This is a genomic window from Nitrobacter sp. MLSD-S21 (genome assembly GCF_058809865.1).
Genome location: NZ_JBXASZ010000001.1, coordinates 61262 through 84946 on the forward strand (window position 1 = coordinate 61262; position 23685 = coordinate 84946).

Consider the following 23685-nt stretch of genomic DNA (forward strand, 5'->3'; position numbering starts at 1 on the left):
CAACGGAGCGCCTGCATGGCATTCACGGACATCTTCATCAAGCGGCCGGTATTGTCGGTCGTCGTCAGCTTGCTGATCCTGCTGATCGGCATGGCGGCGGCCTACAATTTGCCGGTCCGGCAGTATCCGAAGCTGTCCAACACCGTGATCACCGTCACCACGGCGTATCCGGGCGCGTCGCCGGATTTGATGCAAGGTTTTATCACCACGCCGATCGAGCAGGCGGTCGCGTCGGCCGAGGGCGTCGACTACATCACCTCGTCCTCGACCCAGAGCCAGAGCCAAATCAAGGTCTACGTCAAACTGAACTTTGATCCGAATGCGGCGCTCACCGAGGTTTTGTCGAAGGTCAATTCGGTGAGATACCTGATCCCGAAGGAAGCCAACGACCCGGTGATTTTGAAGTCCACCGGTGAAACTACGGCGGTGATGTATATCGGCTTCTCGAGCGACGAACTCTCTGGTTCTGCTATCTCCGATTACTTGACGCGCGTGGTGCAGCCGATCCTTTCGACCGTGGACGGCGTCGCTTCGGCAGACATCCTCGGCGGCCAGACCTTCGCGATGCGGGTGTGGCTCGATCCGATAAAGATGGCCGGACGCAATGTGACCACCACGGAAGTCGCCCTCGCGATCGCCGCTAACAACTTCCAGGCGGCGGCGGGTCAGACCAAAGGCTACTATACGATCTCCAACGTTTCGACCAATACCGACCTGCAAAGCGTCGAGCAGTTCAAGCGCATGACGGTGAAGGCCAAGGACGGCGGCTTTGTGCGCATGGAAGACATCGCCCAGGTGGAGCTTGCGGCGCAAAGCACGAACGCCAGCGTTGCTTTCAGCGGACAGCGCGCGATCTTTATCGGCGTGCAGGCAACCCCGCAGGGCAACCCGCTGAATATCGTCTCCGGAGTGCGGGCGCTGTTTCCGGACATCGAGCGGAATCTTCCTCCCTCGATGAAGATGAAAGTGGCTTACGACTCGACCAAGTTCATTACCTCCTCGATCCATGAAGTGCAGAACACGCTGATCGAGGCGGTTCTCATCGTTATCGTCGTGATCTTCCTGTTTCTCGCCTCGCTGCGTTCGGTCATCATTCCGGTGGTAACGATCCCGCTGTCGCTGATCGGCGTCTGCGCACTGATGATGGTGGCGGGATTCAGCTTCAACCTGTTGACGCTGCTGGCGATGGTGCTTGCGATCGGCCTCGTGGTCGATGACGCCATCGTGGTGGTGGAAAACATCCACCGCCATCTCGAGGAGGGCAAGACGGCGGTTCAGGCGTCCTTGCAGGGCGCGCGCGAAATCGTCGGCCCGGTCATCTCGATGACGATCACGCTGGCCGCGGTGTATGCGCCGATCGGCTTCCTCGGCGGTCTCACCGGCGCGCTGTTTCGCGAATTCGCTTTCACCCTGGCGGGGGCGGTGATCGTCTCCGGCGTCATCGCGCTAACACTGTCGCCGATGATGTGCTCGGTGCTGCTCAAGCACGGCGGGCAGGGGTGGTTCGCCACCAAGGTCGACAGGATATTCAGCTCGGTTACCGATTGGTACGGCCGGAAGCTGGATCGCGCGCTCGACTACCGGCCGGTGACGGCGCTATTCGCGGTGACGATCCTCGGGCTGGTCGGCTTTCTCTACATGAACACCTCGACGGAGCTGGCGCCCGAAGAGGATCAGGGCATCGTGTTCGCGGTCATCAAGGCGCCGAAATACGCCAACATCGACTACATGGATTTTTACGGTAACAAGCTCGATAAGGCATATGCGGAGTTTCCCGAGACCGACCTGCGCTTCGTGATCAACGGCACCAACGGCATCAACGATGGCATCGCCGGCATGTTGTTGAAACCGTGGGACGAACGCAAGCGCTCCGCAATGACCATCAAGCCGCTGGTGCAGGCTGAAATCAGCAAGGTTGAGGGCGTGAACGCTTTCGCCTTCAACCGGCCGCCGCTGCCAGGCGGTCCGGGCGGTCTGCCGGTCCAGATGGTGCTCTACAGCACATCCAGCTTCCAGACGGTCTATGAGGAGATGATTAAACTCAAGGAGGCGGCGAAGAAGAGTGGCCTCTTCATCGTCAGCGATAGCGACCTCGACTACAACCAGCCGGTAGTGCGCGTCGCTATCGATCGGACCAAGGCGAACGACCTCGGCGTCACCATGCAGCAGCTCGGCGGGACGCTGGCGACGTTGCTCGGCGGCAACTACGTGAACCGGTTCAACCTCCAGGGGCGCTCCTATCAGGTGATCCCGCAGGTGCCGCGCGGCGAGCGCCTGTCGCCGCAATCCCTCGATGGGTATTACGTGCCGGGAGCCGGCGGCCAGCAGATTCCGCTGTCCACGCTGGTCTCGATCAAGACTGAAACCGATCCCAATGCGCTGACCCACTACAACCAGCTGAATGCGGCGACCTTCCAGGCCGTGCCGATGCCGGGCGTGACGGTGGGCAAGGCCGTGGAGTTCCTCGAACAGCAGGCGAAAAACCTGCCGAAGGGATTCAGTCACGATTATCTCGCCGACGCACGGCAATACGTCACGGAAGGCAATCAGCTCGCGATTGCCTTCGGCTTCGCACTCATCATCATCTTCCTGGTGCTGGCGGCGCAGTTCGAAAGCCTGCGTGATCCGCTCGTCATCATGATTAGCGTGCCGATGGCGATTTTGGGTGCGCTGATTCCGTTGTTCTTCGGTATCGCGACGATCAACATCTATACTCAGGTAGGCCTGCTGACGCTGATCGGCCTAATCAGCAAGCACGGCATCCTGATGGTCGAATTCGCCAACGAGCTTCAGCTCAACGAGAAGCTCAGCAAACGGTTGGCCATCGAGAAAGCGGCGCGGGTCAGGCTGCGTCCGATTTTGATGACGACCGCGGCGATGGTTACAGGTCTGCTGCCGCTGCTGACGGCGTCGGGAGCGGGCGCGGCGAGCCGGTTCTCGATTGGCCTTGTCGTCGTGGCCGGCATGATGATCGGAACGCTGTTCACCCTGTTCGTGCTTCCGGCTGTCTATGTCGCGATCGCGACCGATCATCTTAGCGGCACCAAGTCTGAACGTCGCAGGCAGATCGCTGAATTCGACATGGAGTCGAACGCCCTGCGACCGACGTGAGGATCGAAAATGTATCAGCGGTCATGATTTGCCGCGTTCACCGTGTCGATCCCATCATCCCCGGCTCTTTGCATGTTCGCGAGGTCGGAGAACCACTGGCCACAACCGGGCGGTTTGCGCACCTGAACTTCAATACTTAAGTCTGAAGGACAACGTTCGGCAAAGCCGTGCGATTTTTGCGTTCGGAGAGCCGCGTGGCGCTAATCAAATCCGATGTTCTGGTCTTGGGTGCGGGAATTGTCGGCGTTTCCGCGGCGCTGCATCTTCAGAAGCGCGGGCGCGATGTCATCCTTGTCGACCGGCATGAAAGGGCCGGCGAGGAGACGAGCTACGGAAACGCTGGCTTGATCGAATGCGCGTCGGTTTTCCCGTACGTGTTTCCTTACGATCTGCGGCAGGTTCTGCGCTACGCGCTGAACCGGTTTCCCGAGGCGCATTATCGGTTTCGCGATCTGCCTGCTTTTTTGCCGTGGTTGATCCGCTATATTTTTGCATCCTCGCCTGAACGCGCGTTCCGCAGCGCAATGGCGGCGTTACCGCTGATTCAGCGCAGCCTTGTCGAGCATGAAACTCTGATCGCAGAAGCAGGCGTGCCCCAGCTTCTGCGCCGGACCGGCTGGATCAAGCTGTTCCGCTCGAACGCGACGCTGGACAAGGGCATCGCGGACCTCGAGCGCGTTCGTCGGTATGGCGTCGAAGGAGATGTTCTCGATGCCAAGGGGATCGCCGCACGCGAGCCGAATTTGTCGGGAACGTTCGCCGGTGCGATTCACTGGCCGGCGCCGGGCTTTATCCCGGATCCGGGCGCGCTGACGAAAGCCTATGCGGCGTTGTTCATGCGCCGAGGCGGCCGTTTTGTTGCGGCCGACGCGCGTACGCTGACGCAAAGTCAGGCGGCATGGCGCATCGAGGGTCCGAACGGAGGGCTGATGGGGCGCGAGGCCGTGATTGCCCTGGGGCCGTGGTCGGATGATGTCTTCCGCGGATTCGGCTACAATATGCCGCTCGGCATCAAGCGCGGTTATCACCTGCATCTGGCGCCGCGCGGCAATGCGGTGCTCAATCGTCCTGTTCTCGATTCGGATCTCGGCTATCTGTTGGCGCCGATGAATCAGGGCATCCGCCTGACGACCGGTGCGGAGTTCGCGCGGCGCGACGCTCCTCCGACCCCAGTGCAGATTGAACGGGCGCTGCCTCTGGCGCGCGAGTTGTTTCCCCTGGGTGAGGCGATCGATGCGACGCCCTGGATGGGGAGACGTCCGTGTATGCCTGATATGCTGCCGGTGATTGGAAAGGCGGCCCGCCATGCCGGATTGTGGTTCAATTTTGGACACCAGCATCACGGTCTGACCCTTGGTCCGGCAACAGGCCGGCTGCTGGCCGAAATGATGACGGGCACCGCGCCGTTTGCAGACCCGAGACCGTTTGCCGCGGAACGCTTTCGCTGAATATTGTTTGCGCCGCCGCACCGTTGCCGTGATGACTTGCGCCACAGGCGTCTCCATAGCGATACTGCGCCGCGTCGGCACATCTAAGGAGCGCTCCATGAAGGTGAATATAGAGTTCGAGTGTACACCCCTTGAGGCCCGTCAGTTTTTGGGGCTTCCGGACGTCCAGCCGATGCAGAATGCCGTGATGGACCAGCTTCAGCAGAAGATGGCGGAAAACATCGACAAGTTCTCGCCCGAAGCAATCATGCAAAACTGGTTTGATCCCAAGATGGCGGAGCGCTTCCAGGATATGTTCGTTAATATGTCGGGACTCGGGGCCGTACGGACAAAAGATAAAAAGTAGAGAAGCTATCGTATTGGTTTCATTATAATATCGACTGTTGCGACTTCTGCACGCGCCACCATGTTGGGTGAGCATCCTCTCAGTTCGCCGGTCGGACTTAAGATCTGGCCGCTCATCTTTTGTGCATCGAACGGCCAGCATTTCTTGCATCGCAGCACGAAAATTGCGACTGAAGAACCGACTTTTCAGGAGCAGCGCGATGTCCAGTCTGATGCCGTTACCTCGTGCAGGTCAGCCGGAGTCTGACGCCGCTGTCCTTGATGCAAGGCTGCGCGACGATATCCGGCTGCTCGGGCGCATTCTCGGCGATACCGTGCGCGATCAGGAAGGACCGGATGTGTTCGATCTTGTCGAACACATCCGGCAGACTTCGATTCGTTTTCACCGCGATGACGATAAGCCCGCGCGGCGCGAACTGGAAGCCATCCTCGACGGCATGTCGACGGAGGAGACAGTCCTCGTCGTCCGCGCCTTCAGCTATTTTTCGCATCTTGCCAACATCGCCGAAGATCAGAACAATATTCGCCAGATGCGCAGTCAGACCCTTGCAGGCGGGGAGCCGCACCAAGGTCGGCTGTCGCACACGCTTGCTTGCGCCCGTGAGGCCGGGTTCAGCGGGGAGGAATTGCGAGCCTTTTTCGACAGCGCTGTGGTCAGTCCGGTGCTAACCGCTCATCCGACCGAGGTTCGTCGTAAGAGCACCATCGATCGCGAGATGGAGGTCGCGGCGCTGCTCGACCGGCGCGAACGGATGCAGCTCACTCCAGACGAATACGAGGCTAGTGAGGAACAGCTGCGCCGCGCGGTGCTGACGCTGTGGCACACCAATCTTTTGCGGCGAACCAAACTGACGGTGCTCGACGAAGTTGCTAACGGCCTGTCGTTCTACGACTATACGTTCCTGCGCGAGGTGCCGCGGCTGCACTGCATCCTGGAAGATCGTTTGCAGGATCCCTCCGACGGCAGCGCCACGAACGAGATTGCGTCGTTCCTGCGGATTGGAAGCTGGATCGGCGGTGATCGCGACGGCAATCCCTTCGTGACGGCGGACGTTATGCGCGGCACTCTCCAACGGCAGGCCTCGCGGATATTGCGTTATTATCTTGATGAACTGCACGAACTTGGCCGCGAGCTGTCGCTGGCCGCAGATCTCACGGATGTCTCGCCGGAACTACGCGTGCTGGCCGAACGAACGGCCGACACGTCGCCGCATCGCCGCGGCGAACCCTACCGCCTCGCGGTGTCCGGCATCTACGCGCGGCTTTCGGCCACGGCCATAAAACTGAAAGCGGACACGCTGCGCCCGCCGTATGGCGCGGCTCCGCCCTATGCGAGCGCCGCCGAATTTAGTGCTGATCTTGACGTTCTCCACCGCTCACTGACCGAAAATAACTCGGAGGTGATCGCGCGCGGGCGGCTGCGTTATTTGCGCCGTGCAGCCGACTGTTTCGGTTTCCATCTCGCCTGTCTCGACTTGCGGCAGAATTCCACCGTTCATGAACGAACGATTGCCGAACTACTCGATGCCGCCACGCCGGGCACGTCCTATCTGACCCTGGACGAGGAGGCCCGCATCGTCGTGCTTCTGCGAGAACTGCGCAGCGCGCGCCCGTTGACGTCCCCGTTCATCACATACAGCGACGAGACGCTGGGCGAGCTCGCGGTGTTTCATGCCGCCGCAGAGGCGCACAAGACGCTCGGCCCCGATGCGATCCCTCAATGCATCGTCTCGATGACCAAGGGCGTTTCCGACCTGCTCGAAGTCGCGCTGCTGCTTAAGGAATCCGACCTCGTCGACCCCGCGGGACATAGCGCCATCAACATCGTGCCATTGTTCGAGACCATCGAGGATTTGCAGGCCTGTGCCGGCATCATGGACCGGTTGCTATCGCTGCCGGTGTATCGCGCGCTGGTCGACAGCCGGGGTGGCTTGCAGGAGGTGATGCTCGGCTATTCCGACAGCAACAAGGACGGCGGCTTCGTCACGTCGGGTTGGGAGCTTTACAAGGCAGAGATCGGCCTGGTCGATGTGTTCGAGCGCCACGATGTGCGGCTTCGCCTGTTTCACGGCCGCGGTGGATCGGTCGGACGCGGTGGCGGGCCGAGCTACGACGCCATCCTCGCGCAACCCGGTGGTGCAGTGAACGGCCAGATCAGGATCACTGAACAAGGCGAAATTATCTCCAGCAAGTATTCCAATGCCGAGGTGGGCCGCAACAATCTGGAGATCCTCGCCGCTGCAACGCTGGAGGCCAGCCTGTTGCAGCCGCGGCAGAGCGCACCGAGCCTTGAATACCTCGACGCGATGGAGTCACTTTCATCGCGTGCCTACACGGCTTACCGCAACCTCGTCTACGAGACGCCGGGTTTCGAGGACTATTTCTGGGCCTCCACCGTCATCAACGAGATCTCCACGCTGAACATCGGCAGCCGGCCGGCGTCGCGCAAGAAGACGCGCAAGATCGAGGACCTTAGGGCGATTCCGTGGGTATTCAGTTGGGCGCAATGCCGTGTGATGCTGCCGGGCTGGTACGGGTTCGGCAGCGCGATGGAGTCGTGGATAGCGGATCATCCCGACAAGGGCATGGCGTTTCTGCAAGAGCTTTACGGAGAGTGGCCGTTCTTCCGCATGTTGCTCTCCAACATGGACATGGTGCTCGCGAAAAGCTCGATCGCGATCGCGTCGCGTTATGCCGATCTGGTGCCAGACGTGGAACTTCGCGAGGCCATCTTCGGACGCATCCGGCGCGAGTGGCATCTCACCATCGACATGCTGCTCGCCATCACGGGGCAGGAGCGGTTGCTCGCCGGTAATCCGTTGCTCGAGCGCTCGATCCGCAACCGCTTCCCGTATCTCGATCCGCTCAATCATGTGCAGGTCGAACTCTTGAAGGACCACCGCGCGCAGTGTGGGGATGAGCAGGTGCTGCGAGGTATCCAGATCACCATCAACGGACTTTCCGCGGGCCTGCGCAATAGCGGCTAAGACACCATACCATCTGTCCGTCTGCGAGTTTCGCATGTCAAATCACCCGACTCTGGCGACGCTCGCCGCCGATCTCGCGATGGGCCGCACCACGGCACGCAAGCTGGTCGACGATTGCCTTGCGAAGATCGCCGACGAAGCGGGCGAGGGCGCGCGCGTGTTCATCCACGTTGATGCGGACGGTGCAGTAGCTTCCGCCGAGGCCATGGACAGACTACGCAGGGTCAATGCCGAGCCGTCGCCGTTCGCCGGCATTCCGGTATCGATAAAGGACTTGTTCGATATCAAGGGACAGGTGTCGCGTGCCGGCTCGCGCGCGCTCGACGATGCGCCGCCAGCGGCGAACGATGCGCCGGTGGTGGCGCGTCTGCGCCGCGCCGGCTTCGTGGTGATCGGGCGCACCAACATGACCGAGTTCGCCTATTCGGGTCTGGGCATCAATCCGCACTACGGCACACCGAAAAACTGCTGGCGGCGCGACGTCGGCTATGTGCCGGGCGGATCGTCGTCAGGTGCGGCGGTATCGATCACTGATGGCATGGCGCATGGCGCGCTCGGCACCGATACCGGCGGCTCTTGCCGGATCCCGGCGGCTTATGGCGGCATCGTCGGCTACAAGCCAACCGCGCGCCGGATTTCGCTCGATGGCGGTATCCCACTGTCGGTCACGCTGGACAGCTACGGCCCGATCGCGCGCTCGGTCGGCTGCTGCGCCGTATTGGACGCGGTGCTGGCGGCCGAACCCATCGCGCCGGTCGAGCCTCGCCCGATCAAGGGGATGCGGCTCGGGGTGCCGACCACGGTGATGCTGGATGTTCTTGATTCCGCGGTTGCGCGGGCTTTCGAGCGTGCTCTGGACCGACTGGCCGGGGCCGGCGCCGCGATTGAACGCATTGCCGTTCCCGAATTCGCCGAGATCGCGGCGCTGAACGTCGGGGGCGGGTTCTCGGCGGCGGAAAGCTGGGCCTGGCACCGCGCTCTGATCGCGGAAAAGGCCGAGCTCTACGATCCACGCGTCCTCAGCCGCATCCTTCGCGGCGAAAGCCTCAGCGCCGCGGATTATGTCGATCTGCTCCGTATCCGCCGCGCGATCATCGCAGGCTTCGAGCGCCGCGTCACACCCTACGACGCGCTGATCGCGCCGACGGTAGCGATCACGCCGCCGACGATCGCCGATCTCACCCACGACGCGGCTTACACGAAAGCTAACATGCTATCGCTGCGCAATTGCGCGCTGATCAATACCCTCGATGGCTGCGCGATCTCGCTGCCCTGTCATCGCGAGGGTGATGCGCCGGTGGGGTTGATGCTAGCCGCGGCCGGCGGCTCGGATCGCCGGATTTTCGAACTTGCTGCGGTTATCGAGAAGATCGTTCGCGCCTAAACCACTCTGTCTCGTTCCCGCAAAATGCGGAACGCATTTTCGCGGATATCGCAGACCCTGGCTGGCATGGTCGGTAAGCCAGTCTTGGCCTTTTCAGCTTCGTCATATTGTTGAAGAAATTGTCGCTCACGTTTCGTGCCGCGCATTCCATTAGCTCCACCTGGAACCATTGCGAGCGCCAAGAGTTGGTAGGGGTTCTCGCTTGATGCACATTTGCACGGGGAGATGCACGGGGAAGGTGCGATGAGGGGCGTGGGTCAGTATGGCAATCGGCGCATTCTTTGCGTTTTCCCCCGCTACACGTCCTCGTTTGGGACATTTGAACACGCCTATCCGCTGACCGGTGGTGTCCAGGCCTTTATGCCGCCGCAGGGGCTTCTGCTGATCGCCGCCTATCTCCCCGCCGACTGGAATGTCCGGTTCATCGACGAGAATATCCGCTTTGCCACGAATGAGGATTTCGAGTGGGCCGAAGCGGTGTTCGTCAGCGGCATGCACATCCAGCGCCAGCAGATGAACGATATTTGCCGCCGGGCCCACGCCTTCAATCTGCCGGTCGCGCTCGGTGGCCCGTCGGTCAGCGCCTGTCCCGACTACTATCCAACCTTCGACTACCTTCACGTCGGTGAACTTGGCGATGCGACGGACGATCTGATTGAACGACTGGCGCGAGATCCGTCACGGCCCCGGAGTCAGGTCGTCCTCAAAACCGCCGATCGGCTGGACATGGATAAATTTCCCATTCCCGCTTACGAACTGGCGGACATCAAGCGTTACTTCCTGGGAAGCATCCAGTATTCCAGCGGCTGCCCGTATCAGTGCGAATTCTGCGACATTCCCGGCCTGTATGGTCGCAATCCGCGTCTCAAACGTCCCGAGCAGATCACGCGTGAGCTCGACAAGCTGCTGGAATGCGGCATCACCGGGTCAGTCTATTTCGTCGACGACAATTTTATCGGTAACCGGAAGGCCGCGCTGAATCTTTTGCCGCACCTGATCGAATGGCAAAAGAAGACCGGTTTCGTGCTGCGTTTCTCCTGCGAGGCGACGCTGAACATCGCCAAACGCCCGGAGATACTTTCGCAAATGCGTGAAGCATTCTTCGCTACGATCTTCTGCGGCATCGAGACACCGGATCCCGTCGCGCTAAAGGCGATGCACAAGGATCACAACATGATGGTCCCCATCATGGAGGCCATCCAGACGCTGAACGACTACGGCATGGAGGTAGTGTCCGGAATTATCCTCGGACTCGATACCGACAAGCCCGAAACCGGACAGCATTTGCTGGATTTCATCGATCACTCCCAGATACCGCTGTTGACCATCAATCTCCTGCAGGCGCTGCCGAAGACGCCGCTGTGGGACCGTCTGAAACGCGAGAATCGCCTGATCGAGGACGAGGGCCGCGATTCCAACATCGATTTCCGGTTGCCTTACGACCATGTCGTGGCGACATGGCGTGATTGCATGGGGCGCGCGTACGAACCTGAAAAGCTTCTGGAGCGCTACGAGTACCAGATCCGCGAAACCTATCCGAAGCGAATCCAGCCGCGCACGCCGCAGCAGAGGTCATGGCGGAATATCAAGCTCGGCCTGACCATGCTTCGCAACATTTTCTGGAAGGTCGGCGTGCGCGGCGATTACAGGCGCGTGTTCTGGAAATTCGCGCTACGCAGGCTGGCTCGCGGCGAGATCGAATATCTCATCAGCTCGGTACTGGTTGCTCATCACCTCATCATGTTCGCGCGGTCGGCCTCTCGCGGCAAAACCAATGCCTCCTATTATTCTTTGAAACTGCGGGAAGCCGCGGTTCCCGCGGAATAAGCGACAGCGATCGCGCCGACCCCGCAGGCTGACAGCTCGAGCGTTCAGCGGGCCACCGAACGCTTCCCCGGTCTAAGGCGATGCCTGCGATGGCCACAGCGCTCGCTTGGAAGGCCCGCCCTTTCGACATCATTTCGCCGTGAGCGGCGTGGATGGGAGCATAATCGGCCCTTGCTTGTAGTCTATCCGGGAAACGGCTAAACGTTGCGCCCGAAAACCGGTGCATGCTGTCAAGATCGAGCGGATTGCCCGTGGTTTCCGTCAGCTCCAAAGTCTTTCTGGAAATTTGCTAGACGATGGTTTTCACGACAGGACGGACAGCGCATGCATGAGCGAAATCCCGATGCTGCCGATCTGACCAAACCGGCCAAGCGGACGCTCAGCATCGCTTTCGGATTCGAGCGGATCGGGCTGCTTGCCATGCGCGCGCCGATCCTGTCCTGCATCGTTCTGCTGGCCATGGTCGTCGGCGCGGTGTTCGGAATCCAGCGGATCAAAATTGACGATTCGCTTAGCCAGTTGTTCCGTTCCGATACCAGGGAGTATCGTCAGTACGAGGAAGTCACCAAGCGTTTTCCGTCGACCGAGTTCGATGTGCTGGTGGTGGTCGAGGGCAAGACGCTGCTCGAGCGGGACAACCTCGAAAAGCTGCGGGATCTGGTCACCGATCTGCAACTGGTTGATGGCGTGCGCGGCCTGATCTCGTTGTTCTCGGCGCGTCAGGCGCCGGAGCCTGGCAAATTGCCTGCGGCGCTGTTTCCATCTGAATTGCCGGAAGGTGCCGATTACGACAAGTTCATCGAGACGGTGAAGTCCAACGAGATCATTCGCGGCAAGCTGCTGTCCGAGGATGGCACGCTGGCGCTGGTCGTGCTGTCGCTGCAACCGTCGATCGTCGGCGATAGCAAGTTGAAAACGACCGTTGGCCAGATCCGCAAGGTTATGGACGACGATCTCGCCGGCACCGGACTCACCAAAGAGCTGTCCGGCGTGCCGGTGATGCAGCTCGAAATCCGCAACGCGGTGGAGCGCGACGGGATTATCTATAATGTCGCCGGCATTCTGGCTGGCTGCCTGATCGCGATCGTGTTTTTCCGCAAAGTATCCTTCATGGTGATTGCGGCCTTCCCGCCGCTCCTTGCCATCCTGCTGTCATTGGGCGTTCTGGGTTGGGCGAATTTCAGCCTCAACATGTTCCTCAATGTGATGACCCCACTCATCATGGTCATCAGTTTTTCCGATTCGATGCAGTTGACGTTCGCGGCGCGCGACCGCTTGATTGCCGGCGAGGACAAGTATTCCGCCTTCCGCAATGCTGTCCTCGTGGTCGGTCCGGCCTGCGTCCTGACCCATGCGACCGCCGGAATTTCCTTCCTCGCGCTACAGTTTTCCAACTCGGATTTGATCCGCAGCTTCGGCGAGGCCGGCCTGATGGCAACGATCATCGCGCTCCTCGCGGTGCTGCTGCTGGTGCCGGTGTTCGGAGTTTTGCTTGTTCGTGACGAGCGGCGTTTCGCGGAGAAATTCAAAACGGCGGACTGGGGCGTGCAGGCGCTGCGCCGATTCTGTGCCTGGATCGCGGTGCGGATGGTGGGGCGCCCCGGTTTCTTCAGCCTGCTGGCCCTGCTGGTGGTCGGCGGTCTTGCGGTGGTTTACGCCAACCTCGAACCGCGCTATCGGCTCGCGGATCAGGTGCCCGACAAGCAGCAGGCGGTGGCGGCCAGCGGCCGTCTCGATGCAAAGCTCACCGGCGCCAACCCGATCGATATCCTCATCGAATTCCCCAAGGGCGAGACGCTGTATTCGCCGCAGACGCTTGCCACCATCGCCGAAGTCCATAGGCTGGTGGAAGAACAGGCCGGTGTCGGCAACGTCTGGTCGCTTGAAACGTTGCGGCGCTGGCTCGCCGAAAAGGCCGGCAGCCACGACGTCGCGACGCTCAAGGAATATGTCAGCGTCATTCCCAAGCATCTGGTGCGCCGCTTCATCTCGGAAGACCAGACTGCAGTCGTGGTCTCAGGCCGTGTGCCCGACAAGGATTCCAGCCAGATACTGCCGGTGGTGGAAAAGCTCGACCATGCTATGGATGCGGTCAGGACAGCGCATCCTGGTTATGAAATCGCTGTCACTGGCCTGTCGGCCATCGCCGCTCGTAACAGCGCTAGCATGATCGAGAAACTCAACCACGGTCTGACGATCGAGTTTGCGCTGGTCGCGGTGTTCATTGGACTCGCATTCCGTTCGGTTGTCGTGATGTTTGCCTGTGTTCTGCCCGGGATTTTCCCGGTCGTGCTGTCCGGCACGGTGCTGTGGGCACTCGGGGAGGGGCTGCAATTCGCCAGCGTGGTGGCTCTCACGGTGTCGTTCGGCCTGGGGCTTAGCGCAACAATCCATTTCCTCAACCGCCTGCGATCGGAGAGCCAGCCGGGTATCGGCGCTGGTAAAGCGGTTGAGCGCGCGACCGTGCTGATGGGACCGGCGCTGATCCTCACCACCGTGGTGTTGGCCTGCGGTCTGGTCGTGACAGTGTTTTCGGATCTGCCGTCGCTGCGCCTGTTCGGTTGGCTCAGCGCCTTCGCCATGGTTGCCGCTCTTGTGGCGGACTTCCTGATCCTTCGCCCGACGGCGATGTGGTTGATTACCTTTGCTGAGCGTTTCCGCCGCGACAGCCAGGCGAAGCCGGCGAAATAAGTTTATGGTGGCGGATCCAGACACTCTATCAGGTTACGGCCTCAGCTACGTACCATGGTGATGGAAACGTTTCTGATTTCACCTTTAGAGGTGATCCAGACCGATTGCCTTTTGCCCTGGGTGCGTATCGTCAGGTTTGCGGCATAGCCGGCGGCTTGCGCGAACACTTCGATCTCGCCGCCTCCCGCGCGGCCGCGCATGGAGCCGAACAGATTGCGGCTGGCTTCGCTCCATTGTCCGGTAATCTCACTGCCATGGCTGACAACATTGCTGGAGAGATCGAACCTGTAGCTGTCGCTGGCGCAATGCAGGTTCTGGTTCATGGTCGTGCCTGTGCGGTCCACTCTGTAAGACGCTTTGCAGCGAATGTTCTCTTTCGATCCGTCTGACAGCGTGACCGTGCCTTTTCCAGACCAGTTTCCCCCGAAGCCTGTAAACGGAGCAGACTGGCCGAAGCTAGCCGGGGCGGACAATGCAAGGCCCGCGACAAGGCTCGCTGCACTCGCCGATCTCCGAATCAGCTTGATGGAAAACAGCTTCATGCCCGGTTTCCTATCAAAAGGTGCTTGGCAATGATTTCGTACTGTATCTTTAGTCTTACCGCGCCTCACGAGGTTCAATCTTCAAAGCCGAAGTTGCCGCAGTGTAGCCGCTATGAGCAGATTTGAACCGTCACCAAACTGAGCGGATGGCACTTGACTGACCATCGGCAAACCTGCCACGTGATTTTAGTCGATTATTTCAGGCGTGTTAGAAATTATCATTGGGAAAACTGTTGGGCTGCAGCGGTATCCGGCGGTCGCCGCAATTTTAGCCGCATTCGCAGCGCTTTTGGCATGAGGATGTGCTCAGGAATGGCTCAGGTTGATCGTGATGTGTGCCGCAGCAGACAGACGTTGGCAGCGTCGACACCGTTGGCAGCGTCGACACCGTTGGCAGCGTCGACACGTTCGTATCCTCTTGCGAACTCTTTCGATATGGTATCGATAAAGGGTTTGTGACGTGATTGCCCTCCAAGATTTGAAATGCCTGTCATCCGGTATGCGCCGCGTTGTGCAGGATCGAACTCTCCCTCGTTGCAGTGAAGGATTATGATGTCCAAGATTTTATTCTCGTTCGCCCTCCTTTTATCATTCGGCTCGACCGTGGCGATGGCGCAGGTCCGAGGGCAACCGTATGGCGGGCAGTTCCAAGGACAACCGTACGGTGGGCAGTTCCAAGGGCTACCGCCCGGCGGGCAGGTCCAAGGGCAACCGCACAGCGGGACTGAAGCGGAACACCGCGCCTGCGCGCGGGACGTCAGCCGTTTCTGCCGTCCAGTGATGGATCAGGGCGATTTCGCGGTTCTCGCGTGCTTGCAGCAGAATCGCCCGAAAATCTCAAAGACGTGTAACCAGGTTCTGGCGAACCACGGCCAGTAAAGCATATCATCTCGCTTTATCCGTTCCCTTTTGTCGCAGCGCCGGACACTGGGGCTAAAAAGCGAAAGATAGCATTGGTTTAGCCCGCAATTTCCCCTATATGGAGCGCGGGCGACTCTCTGCCCGCCGGTTTCCGAACCGGCGGGAGGCCCGATTGCGATTCAGTCAACGTAACCGGTCCTGATGCCTGCCGCGAACCAACTGCGATCCGGAAAGACCCATCGCGACGAGAATTTTCCCGTCGCGTCATGGGTTATTCATCCGCGTCACCGCGGACTGATCCTCGCGTTCTATAATTTCGTCCGGACAGCGGATGACATCGCCGATCACGCTGAGCTTGGCGAAAAGGACAAGCTTGCCTGGCTCGATTTGTTCGAGAGTGAGCTTCTGGGGCAGGGGGATAGTCAGCCCGAAGCCGTGAACCTTCGCAAGGCGCTGGCGCAACGGTCGATGCCTCCGCGCCATGCCGTCGACGTGCTAAAGGCGTTCCGGATGGACGTCACCAAGCTGCGCTACGAGACCTGGGACGACGTGATCGACTATTGCCGCTATTCGGCGATGCCAGTCGGACGATTCATGCTCGACGTGCACGGCGAGAGCGAAGAGACCTGGGTCGCGTCGGATGCGCTGTGCGCGGGCCTGCAGATCAACAACCATCTTCAGGATTGCGCCAAGGATTACAGAAACCTCAACCGCGTTTATCTGCCGCGCGATGCGCTTGCTGCATCGGGCGCCTCCGCGGAGATGCTCGGGGACGACAAAGCCCCGCCGGTGCTCCTGCGATGCTTGCAAGCGCTTGCCGGACGAACCGAAGCATTGCTCAACCAGGGCCGGCCGCTCGCGAGTGAGATCAGGGATATGCGGCTAGGACTTGAAGTCGCCGTGATCCAGATGTTCGCCGACAGGATCGTCGCGCTGCTGAAGGTGCGCGATCCCTTGAGCGAGACGGTTCATCTGAAGCCCCTGCAATTGCTCGGCTACAGCGTCGCCGGCATCACCACGGAAATGCTCCGCCGTTCGGTTCGGCGGCGGCCGATGTCGAGCCCGGCTGCCGGCGCATGACAATCGAGACGACAGATGCCAGTTCGGGAGCGACTGCCTCCAGCAGTTCGTTCTACGCGGCGATGCGTATCCTGCCGCGCACGCAACGCGAGGCGATGTTCCAGATCTACACGTTTTGCCGTTACGTGGATGACATTGCCGATTCGGATCATCCGCGGCCCGAACGGCAGGCCGCGCTTCAGCAGTGGCGTGACGACATCGATGCGCTCTATCAGGGGCAGGCCCCAGCGCGGTTGCGCGATTACGCCGCCTCCGTTCGCGCCTTTGGCCTGCGCCGCGAGGATTTCCTCGCCGTCATCGACGGCATGGAAATGGACGTGCTGGCGGATATCCTTGCACCCGACGATGCCACGCTCGATCTGTATTGTGATCGCGTCGCAAGCGCCGTCGGGCGGCTATCGGTCCGGGTGTTCGGATTGCCAGAGCAGGACGGCATTCTGCTTAGTCACCATCTTGGCCGTGCACTGCAGTTGACAAACATCCTGCGTGACCTCGACGAGGACGCGGCGCTTGGACGGTTGTATCTTCCGCGCGAAGGCTTGCTTCAGGCCGGTATCAGCAGCTTCAATCCGGCCGCCGTGATATCGAACCCGGCGCTCCCGCAGGTCTGTGCCGAGCTCGTGGAGCGGGCGCGGGGACATTTCGCCAAATCGGACGAAATCATGAATCGCAACCCGCGTCGTGCCGTGCGCGCGCCGCGCATCATGTCGAGATACTATCACGCCATATTGGATCTGCTGGAGGAGCGCGGCTTTCAGTCGCCGCGGTTACCCGTCCGCGTAAGCCCCGCGGCGAAGATCGCCATTGTTCTCCGATACGCGTTGATCTGATGCAAAGAACCGTTCATATCGCCGGTGGCGGCATTTCCGGTCTTTCAGCGGGTGTGCGTCTGGCCGATGCCGGCTATCGGGTTCGCGTGTACGAGGCTGCGCAACAGGTGGGCGGCCGTTGCCGTTCCTACTTCGACGGCGCGACCAATCTCACGATCGATAACGGCAACCATCTGGTGCTTTCCGGCAACCACAGTGTGCTGGCCTATGCACGCAAGATTGGTTCCGAAGCTGGCTTGCAGGGGCCGCCGAAGGCCGAATTTCAGTTTATCGATATTGCCGCCAATAAACGCTGGACCTTGCAGATCAACGACGGGCGGGTTCCGTTCTGGGTTTTCGACCGCAACCGCCGGGTGCCGGATACATCGCTCGCAGACTATTTTGCCCTCGCGCCGCTGATTTGGGCCAATGCCCGTACGCGAGTCGGCAATGCCATCAAGTGCGAAGGCGTGCTTTACAAACGGTTGGTGCTGCCGCTCCTGCTTGCGGCGCTGAACATCGACCCGCCCGACGGATCGGCGGGTCTCGCCGGTACGATCATTCGCGAAACGCTGCTGGCGGGTGGTCAGGCGTGCCGTCCGCTGATCGCGCGCGACGGACTGAGCTCGGTACTGATCGAGCCGGCGATCGACTACATTCGTGCCAGGGGTGGCAGCGTCGATATCGGCCACGAAGTACGGCAGATCACCATGGCGAACGATCGGGTTACGGCGCTCTCGCTGGGCGATCAGACCATCGCGCTCGACCCGGACGATGCTGTCGTGATGGCGGTGCCGCCGCGATCGGCAGCCACGCTGGTGCCCGGCCTGACGGTGCCGACGAAATTCCGCGCCATCGTCAATGCACACTTCCGCTTCGTTCCACCGCCACATCACCCCCCGATGATCGGTGTCGTGAATGGCCTGATCGAATGGCTGTTCGCGTTTCAAGACCGCTTTTCCATCACCATCAGCGGCGGCGACCGGCTGGTGGACATGCCGCGCGAGGAACTGGCGCGGGCAATCTGGAAGGACATCTGCGTGGTCGCGGGTATCGAAGCCGAGATGCCGGCCTGGCAGATCGTGCGCGAGCGCCGCGCCACATTCGAGGCCTCGCCCGAACAGGCAGCCCTGCGTCCGGGAGCGTTGACGGCGTGGAAAAACCTGTTCCTTGCCGGCGACTGGACTGATACGGGGTTGCCGGCAACCATCGAGGGATCGGTTCGCTCCGGAAACCGGGCTGCCGATCACGTTCTGAAAGCCCGTTCAATCTGAGACATCAGTCGCCATGAGTTCCATGAACGCAACGGCCGCGCCGATTGATGACGCCGTCCTCGGGGGCCGCATCGGCGCTGCCACCCGCGGACTGCTGAATTTCGAGCAGCCGGACGGTCATTTTGTGTTCGAGCTCGAGGCCGACGCGACCATCCCGTCCGAATACATCCTGATGCGACACTACCTCGGCGAGCCGGTCGACACAGTGCTCGAAGCCAAGATCGCGGCTTACCTCCGCCGCATCCAGGGCGCGCATGGTGGCTGGCCACTGGTGCATGATGGCCCATTCGACATGAGCGCCAGCGTGAAGGCCTACTTCGCACTGAAGATGGTCGGCGATTCCGTCGACGCGCCACACATGGCGCGCGCGCGCGAGGCGATCCTGTCCCGCGGCGGCGCGGCCAACGTGAATGTCTTCACGCGCTTTCTGCTCGCGTTCTTCGAAGTTCTGACATGGCGCAGCGTTCCGGTTCTGCCGGTCGAGATCATGCTGTTGCCGATGTGGTCGCCGTTTCATCTCAACAAGATTTCCTATTGGGCGCGCACCACCATGGTGCCGCTGATGGTTCTGGCCGTGCTGAAGCCCCGCGCGCGCAATCCGCGCGGCGTCGGCATTCGCGAACTTTTTCTTCAGGATCCGGCCACCGTCCGCACGCCGAAGAGAGCTCCGCATCAGAGCCCGGCCTGGTTTGCGTTGTTCAGCGGTCTTGACTGGATCTTGCGAAAGATCGAGCCGCTGTTTCCCAAGTGGCTGCGTGCGCGCGCTATGAAGAAGGCAATTGGGTTCGTCGAGGAGCGACTCAACGGCGAGGACGGCCTCGGCGCGATCTTTCCGCCGATGGTCAATACGGTGATGATGTACGATGCGCTGGGGTTTCCGCCGGAACATCCACCGCGTGCGGTGACGCGACGCGGCATCGACAAGCTTCTGGTGATCGGCAAGGATGAGGCCTATTGCCAGCCTTGTGTATCGCCGATCTGGGACACCGCGCTGAGTTGCCACGCGCTGCTCGAATCCGGCGGACCCGAGGCCCTGAACAGCGCCGGCAAAAGCCTCGACTGGCTGCTCCCTAAGCAGGAGCTCGTTCTTAAGGGCGACTGGGCGGTGAAACGCCCGGACGTGCGACCGGGTGGCTGGGCATTTCAATATGCCAACGGCCATTATCCCGATCTCGATGACACCGCTGTCGTGGTCATGGCGATGGACCGGGTACGCCGTCACGACGGGAGCGATAAATATGACGAGGCGATCGCACGCGGCCGCGAGTGGATCGAGGGGATGCAGAGCCGGGACGGCGGCTTTGCCGCGTTCGATGCCGACAATCTTGAATACTATCTCAACAACATCCCGTTCTCCGACCATGCGGCGCTGCTCGATCCGCCGACCGAGGATGTCACCGCGCGATGCGTTTCGATGCTGGCGCAACTCGGCGAGACGACTGAAAGCAGCCCGTCCTTGGCGGCCGGAGTTGAGTACCTGCGCCGGACCCAGCTCGCCGAGGGATCCTGGTATGGCCGCTGGGGCCTGAACTACATCTATGGCACCTGGTCGGTTCTCTGCGCCCTCAACGCCGCCGGGGTGGATCGCCAGGATCCGGCGATTCGCAAGGCGGTGGACTGGCTGGTCTCGATCCAGAATGCGGATGGCGGCTGGGGCGAGGATGCGGTCAGTTACCGACTCGATTATAAGGGATTCGAGGGGGCGCCCACCACTGCTTCGCAAACCGCGTGGGCGTTGCTTGCCTTGATGGCTGCGGGCGAGGTCGAAAATCCTGCAGTAGCCCGGGGAATCGAGTACCTGATAGACACACAAGCAAAAAAAGGCCTGTGGGATGAGCAGCGCTACACGGCCACGGGGTTCCCACGGGTATTTTATCTGAGGTACCATGGTTACTCAAAATTCTTCCCGCTCTGGGCGCTGGCGCGGTATCGGAATTTGAGAAGCACCAACAGCAAGGCGGTAGGGGTCGGGATGTGAATTTGGGGGCGGCAATTGACGTATCCGCGGGCAATGCCTTTGACCCGCGGCCGGTATTGATTGTGACCGGTCTGGTTCAGGAAGCCCGCATCGCCGCGGGCCCCGGCATGACTGTCATTTGCAGCAGCAGCAATCCCCGGCAGTTGCGGGCGCTTCTCGCGGGGTTCGATCCGTCGACGGTACGCGGCGTGATCAGCTTCGGCGTCGCCGGTGGGCTTGATCCGTCTCTGAAATCGGGAGACGTCGTGGTTGCCACGGAAGTTGTGAACGGTACTTCGCGGTGGCGGGCAGGCCTTGCGCTCAGCGAGGAATTGATCAACGGCTCCGGTTTAGGCGGCCAGAAAGTGGTCCGCGCCGGGCTTGCCGGCGCCGAGCAGGTCGTCCTGGAGCAGGCCGGCAAGGCAGTGCTCCACGCTACGACCGGCGCTTCGGCGGTCGACATGGAAAGCCACATCGCGGCCGCCTATGCTACCGCGGCGGGTCTCCCCTTTGCCGCCTTGCGCGTGATCAGTGATCCCGCAACGCGGGCGCTGCCGGCGATCGCCCGCAACGCCATTAAGCCAAACGGCAACATCGACTTGAAGAAGGTGCTTCGTGGCCTTGCTCGAAATCCGTTCACCCTGGGCGCACTGGTATCTACCGGAGTCGATTTCAATCGGGCGCTCCGCTCCTTGCGCGGGTGCCGTAATTTTCTGTTAGGCGGCGAGAGTCTCGTTCCGGCGGATTATATGGCAACGCCGTCGGTCGCAAGACCGCGGGGGCCAGGCCATCGAAAAGGTCGTACCGGAGAGTCCGTCCCGGCGCGAGGCTTTTCCGGTTTGCGAGCGAATGTGCCGCAACCCCGTGCGGCTTTGATGGAATTGAAGCCGGGCTCGGCTCTTTAAAGTCAGATTCAAGAAAGTCTGATTTCAACGTCGTTGAATCAGACTCTCTTATTTCTTTTTACTTCTTTGCGATTGAGCATGATCTTGACCGAAAACCGGTTGCCGCTTTTCGGGATCATGCTTTAGCGGCTTCTTGATGCCAACCGGTGCCGCTAACGCTGGATGGCGTCACGCTGCGGTAGAAGCCTTTTGCTCTTTTGCTGCTTCTTTTGCAGCGGCGGCGGCCGCTTCATCCTTGCGGATCTCTGACAGCTTCTTTTGAACCTGCTCGGCAAAGATGTACTGCGCCGGACGCTGCTTGCTGAGATCGATCTCGGGCGCCATCGGGCCCGTCGTCCGGACGCCGCGCAACGCCACCAACATCGTCTTGAGCGGATTGTTCAGAGCGGCGGTGGCGGCGGTCGGCTCGTAACCGCAATGCGCCATGCAGTTGGCGCACTTTTCGTACTTGCCGGTGCCGTAGCTGTCCCAGTCGGTGGTCTCCATCAATTCCTTGAAGGTCTTGGTGTAACCCTCGCCGAGCAGGTAGCAAGGCTTCTGCCAGCCAAAAATGTTGCGCGCCGGCATCCCCCAGGGCGTGCAATGATATTCCTGGTTGCCGGCGAGGAAATCGAGGAACAGGCCGGAGTGCATGAAATTCCACTTCTTGCCCTTGCCGAGCGCGAAGACATCACGAAACAGCTTTTTGGTCTTGGTGCGGTTCAGGAAGTGCTCCTGATCGGGCGCGCGCTCATAGGCGTAACCCGGCGACATCGAGACGCCGACGCCAAGCTCGGCCGTAAAGTCGAGGAACTTTGCGATCTCTTCGGCAGGATAGTTGTCGAAAATCGTGGCGTTGACGTTGACGGTGAAACCGCGCGCCTTCGCCGCCTTGATCGCGGAGACCGCGCGGTCGAACACGCCCGTCTGACACACCGACTTGTCGTGGTGCTCGCGCAGACCGTCGAGATGGATCGAGAAGAACAGGTACGGCGAGGGCTCGAACAGATCGAGCTTCTTCTCCAGTAGCAGCGCGTTGGTGCAGAGCGAGACGAACTTCTTGCGCGCGACAAGGCCGCGCACGATCTCGCCGATCTCCTTGTGAATCAACGGCTCGCCGCCGGGAATAGCAACCATCGGTGCGCCGCATTCCTCGGCTGCGTCCCAGCACTCTTGAGCGCTCATACGACGGTTGAGGATCGCGTCGGGATAGTCGATCTTGCCACATCCGGAGCAGGCGAGATTGCAGCGGAACAGCGGCTCGAGCATCAGCACAAGCGGATAGCGCTTGCGGCCCAGCATCTTCTGCTTGATCAGATATCCGCCGATCTTCAGTTCTTTAAAAAACGGTATTGCCATCACAAGTCTTCTCTCTGGAGTTACCAGCTAAAATTTTGAAGGGGATCAAGCTGAGGTGAGTTCAGACGGGAGCCGGAATTCGATGTTTTCTTCCCGTCCCGGCAGTATCGAGACGGCTATCGGTCCGATGCGCTTCAAGGCCTCGATGACGTCGTCGACAAGGACTTCCGGAGCCGAGGCACCGGCCGTAATGCCCACGGCTTTCGCCCCTTTCAACCACTCCGCGTTGAGTTCGCTGCCATCAGCGATGAGGTAACTTGCAACGCCGACTTCGGTGCCGATTTCGCGCAGCCGGTTCGAATTTGAACTGTTGGCTGCGCCGACCACTAGAATAACGTCCACCAGCTTGCTGAGGTCCCTTACCGCAGATTGCCGATTCTGTGTTGCATAGCAGATATCGCGTGTGTCGGGACCCTGAATATCGGTGAAACGCTGCTGGAGTGCGAGAATGATGTCCTTGGTGTCGTCAACGCTGAGCGTCGTCTGGGTAATATAGGCCACCGGCGTATCGGAAGGCAGTGTCAGGGCCGCGACGTCATCCACATCCTGAACAAGCAGGACGGGGCCTGGAACCTGTCCCATAGTTCCCTCAACCTCAGGATGGCCAGCGTGGCCAATTAAGATCAGGGTTCGCCCCTTGGACGTGTAGCGTTTGCCCTGGTTGTGAACCTTGGTGACCAGCGGGCAGGTGGCGTTGAGCACGGGCAGGCCGCGAGCAAAAGCTTCTTCTTCCACGCTCCGCGCAACGCCGTGAGCGCTGAACACGGTAACGGCCTTCGGCGGAACCTCCGACAGATCCTCGACGAAAATTGCCCCTTTATCTTTCAGGCTTTCCACAACGTACTTATTGTGAACGATTTCGTGGCGGACATACACTGGGGGTCCGTACTTCTCCAGCGCGCGCTCGACGATCTCGATCGCGCGGACGACGCCTGCGCAGAATCCACGCGGCTGTGCCAGCAGAATTTCAATTGGACGAGGATCAGTCAATTTGCACCTTATGCATTATGCTGTAACTCCACATAGAACTGAACGTTCTTCTAAATAATCCCACGCGCCTTCAAGAAATGTCACAGGTATATAATCTGCGGGTCGCGCTCTCTGGATTTCAACGCTATGATATATA

At 60.5% G+C, this 23685-nt stretch carries 16 protein-coding genes; 13 read left to right on the forward strand and 3 right to left on the reverse strand.

The genetic code is table 11. The features are described from left to right. The first annotated feature begins 15 nt into the window (after positions 1 to 15). The 7 genes from AC1RT6_RS00280 to AC1RT6_RS00310 all read left to right on the forward strand — a co-directional run bounded on the left by AC1RT6_RS00280 (position 16) and on the right by AC1RT6_RS00310 (position 13793). Positions 16 to 3111, forward strand: a complete 3096-nt coding sequence (locus tag AC1RT6_RS00280) for a multidrug efflux RND transporter permease subunit (RefSeq protein WP_079447309.1) — start codon at positions 16 to 18, stop codon at positions 3109 to 3111. 194 nt (positions 3112 to 3305) lie between these two features. Continuing rightward, on the forward strand, positions 3306 to 4559 hold the full coding sequence (locus tag AC1RT6_RS00285; protein WP_079447308.1) for an NAD(P)/FAD-dependent oxidoreductase: 1254 nt from the start codon (positions 3306 to 3308) through the stop codon (positions 4557 to 4559). A gap of 97 nt (positions 4560 to 4656) precedes the next feature. Continuing rightward, entirely contained in the window at positions 4657 to 4905 is a 249-nt protein-coding gene (locus AC1RT6_RS00290) for a DUF6489 family protein (RefSeq protein ID WP_079447350.1), read from the forward strand. Between the two features lie 199 nt (positions 4906 to 5104). Then, positions 5105 to 7891: a phosphoenolpyruvate carboxylase gene (ppc, locus tag AC1RT6_RS00295; RefSeq protein WP_079447307.1), complete on the forward strand. Its 2787-nt coding sequence runs from the start codon at positions 5105 to 5107 to the stop codon at positions 7889 to 7891. A 34-nt stretch (positions 7892 to 7925) separates the two neighbouring features. Beyond that, positions 7926 to 9275 (forward strand): amidase, encoded by a 1350-nt coding sequence (locus AC1RT6_RS00300; protein ID WP_472790269.1) that lies wholly within the window; start codon positions 7926 to 7928, stop codon positions 9273 to 9275. Between the two features lie 243 nt (positions 9276 to 9518). Continuing rightward, on the forward strand, positions 9519 to 11102 hold the full coding sequence (locus tag AC1RT6_RS00305) for a B12-binding domain-containing radical SAM protein (RefSeq protein WP_472790267.1): 1584 nt from the start codon (positions 9519 to 9521) through the stop codon (positions 11100 to 11102). A 324-nt stretch (positions 11103 to 11426) separates the two neighbouring features. After that, entirely contained in the window at positions 11427 to 13793 is a 2367-nt protein-coding gene (locus tag AC1RT6_RS00310) for an efflux RND transporter permease subunit (protein ID WP_079447305.1), read from the forward strand. 41 nt (positions 13794 to 13834) lie between these two features. Here the strand turns inward: AC1RT6_RS00310 and AC1RT6_RS00315 are convergent, their stop codons facing one another. Continuing rightward, positions 13835 to 14335, reverse strand: coding sequence for a hypothetical protein (locus AC1RT6_RS00315; protein WP_079447304.1), 501 nt, complete (start codon positions 14333 to 14335; stop codon positions 13835 to 13837). A 609-nt stretch (positions 14336 to 14944) separates the two neighbouring features. Here AC1RT6_RS00315 and AC1RT6_RS00320 point away from each other — a divergent pair. The 6 genes from AC1RT6_RS00320 (at position 14945) to AC1RT6_RS00345 (ending at position 21221) form a co-directional block, all read left to right on the forward strand. Then, complete coding sequence (locus tag AC1RT6_RS00320; RefSeq protein WP_374708853.1) at positions 14945 to 15214, forward strand: hypothetical protein; 270 nt, start codon at positions 14945 to 14947, stop codon at positions 15212 to 15214. 183 nt (positions 15215 to 15397) lie between these two features. After that, positions 15398 to 16276 carry a squalene synthase HpnC gene (gene hpnC, locus AC1RT6_RS00325; RefSeq protein WP_079447303.1) on the forward strand — a complete coding sequence of 293 codons (879 nt, stop codon included), beginning with the start codon at positions 15398 to 15400 and terminating at the stop codon, positions 16274 to 16276. Then, on the forward strand, positions 16273 to 17106 hold the full coding sequence (gene hpnD, locus AC1RT6_RS00330) for a presqualene diphosphate synthase HpnD (RefSeq protein ID WP_079447302.1): 834 nt from the start codon (positions 16273 to 16275) through the stop codon (positions 17104 to 17106). Before hpnC ends, hpnD begins: the two co-directional genes overlap by 4 nt. Beyond that, positions 17106 to 18359 (forward strand): hydroxysqualene dehydroxylase HpnE, encoded by a 1254-nt coding sequence (hpnE, locus tag AC1RT6_RS00335; RefSeq protein WP_079447301.1) that lies wholly within the window; start codon positions 17106 to 17108, stop codon positions 18357 to 18359. The genes hpnD and hpnE overlap by 1 nt, the downstream gene beginning before the upstream one ends. A 13-nt stretch (positions 18360 to 18372) precedes the next feature. Then, positions 18373 to 20337: a squalene--hopene cyclase gene (gene shc / locus AC1RT6_RS00340; protein WP_079447300.1), complete on the forward strand. Its 1965-nt coding sequence runs from the start codon at positions 18373 to 18375 to the stop codon at positions 20335 to 20337. Beyond that, positions 20334 to 21221, forward strand: coding sequence for a phosphorylase (locus AC1RT6_RS00345; RefSeq protein WP_079447299.1), 888 nt, complete (start codon positions 20334 to 20336; stop codon positions 21219 to 21221). The genes shc and AC1RT6_RS00345 overlap by 4 nt, the downstream gene beginning before the upstream one ends. Before the next feature lie 168 nt (positions 21222 to 21389). Here AC1RT6_RS00345 and hpnH read toward each other — a convergent pair whose 3' ends face one another. Together hpnH and ispH are read right to left on the reverse strand one after the other, a co-directional pair. Then, positions 21390 to 22559: an adenosyl-hopene transferase HpnH gene (hpnH, locus tag AC1RT6_RS00350; RefSeq protein ID WP_079447298.1), complete on the reverse strand. Its 1170-nt coding sequence runs from the start codon at positions 22557 to 22559 to the stop codon at positions 21390 to 21392. Between the two features lie 45 nt (positions 22560 to 22604). Next, positions 22605 to 23531: a 4-hydroxy-3-methylbut-2-enyl diphosphate reductase gene (gene ispH, locus AC1RT6_RS00355; protein WP_173815992.1), complete on the reverse strand. Its 927-nt coding sequence runs from the start codon at positions 23529 to 23531 to the stop codon at positions 22605 to 22607. Positions 23532 to 23685: the final 154 nt, after the last annotated feature.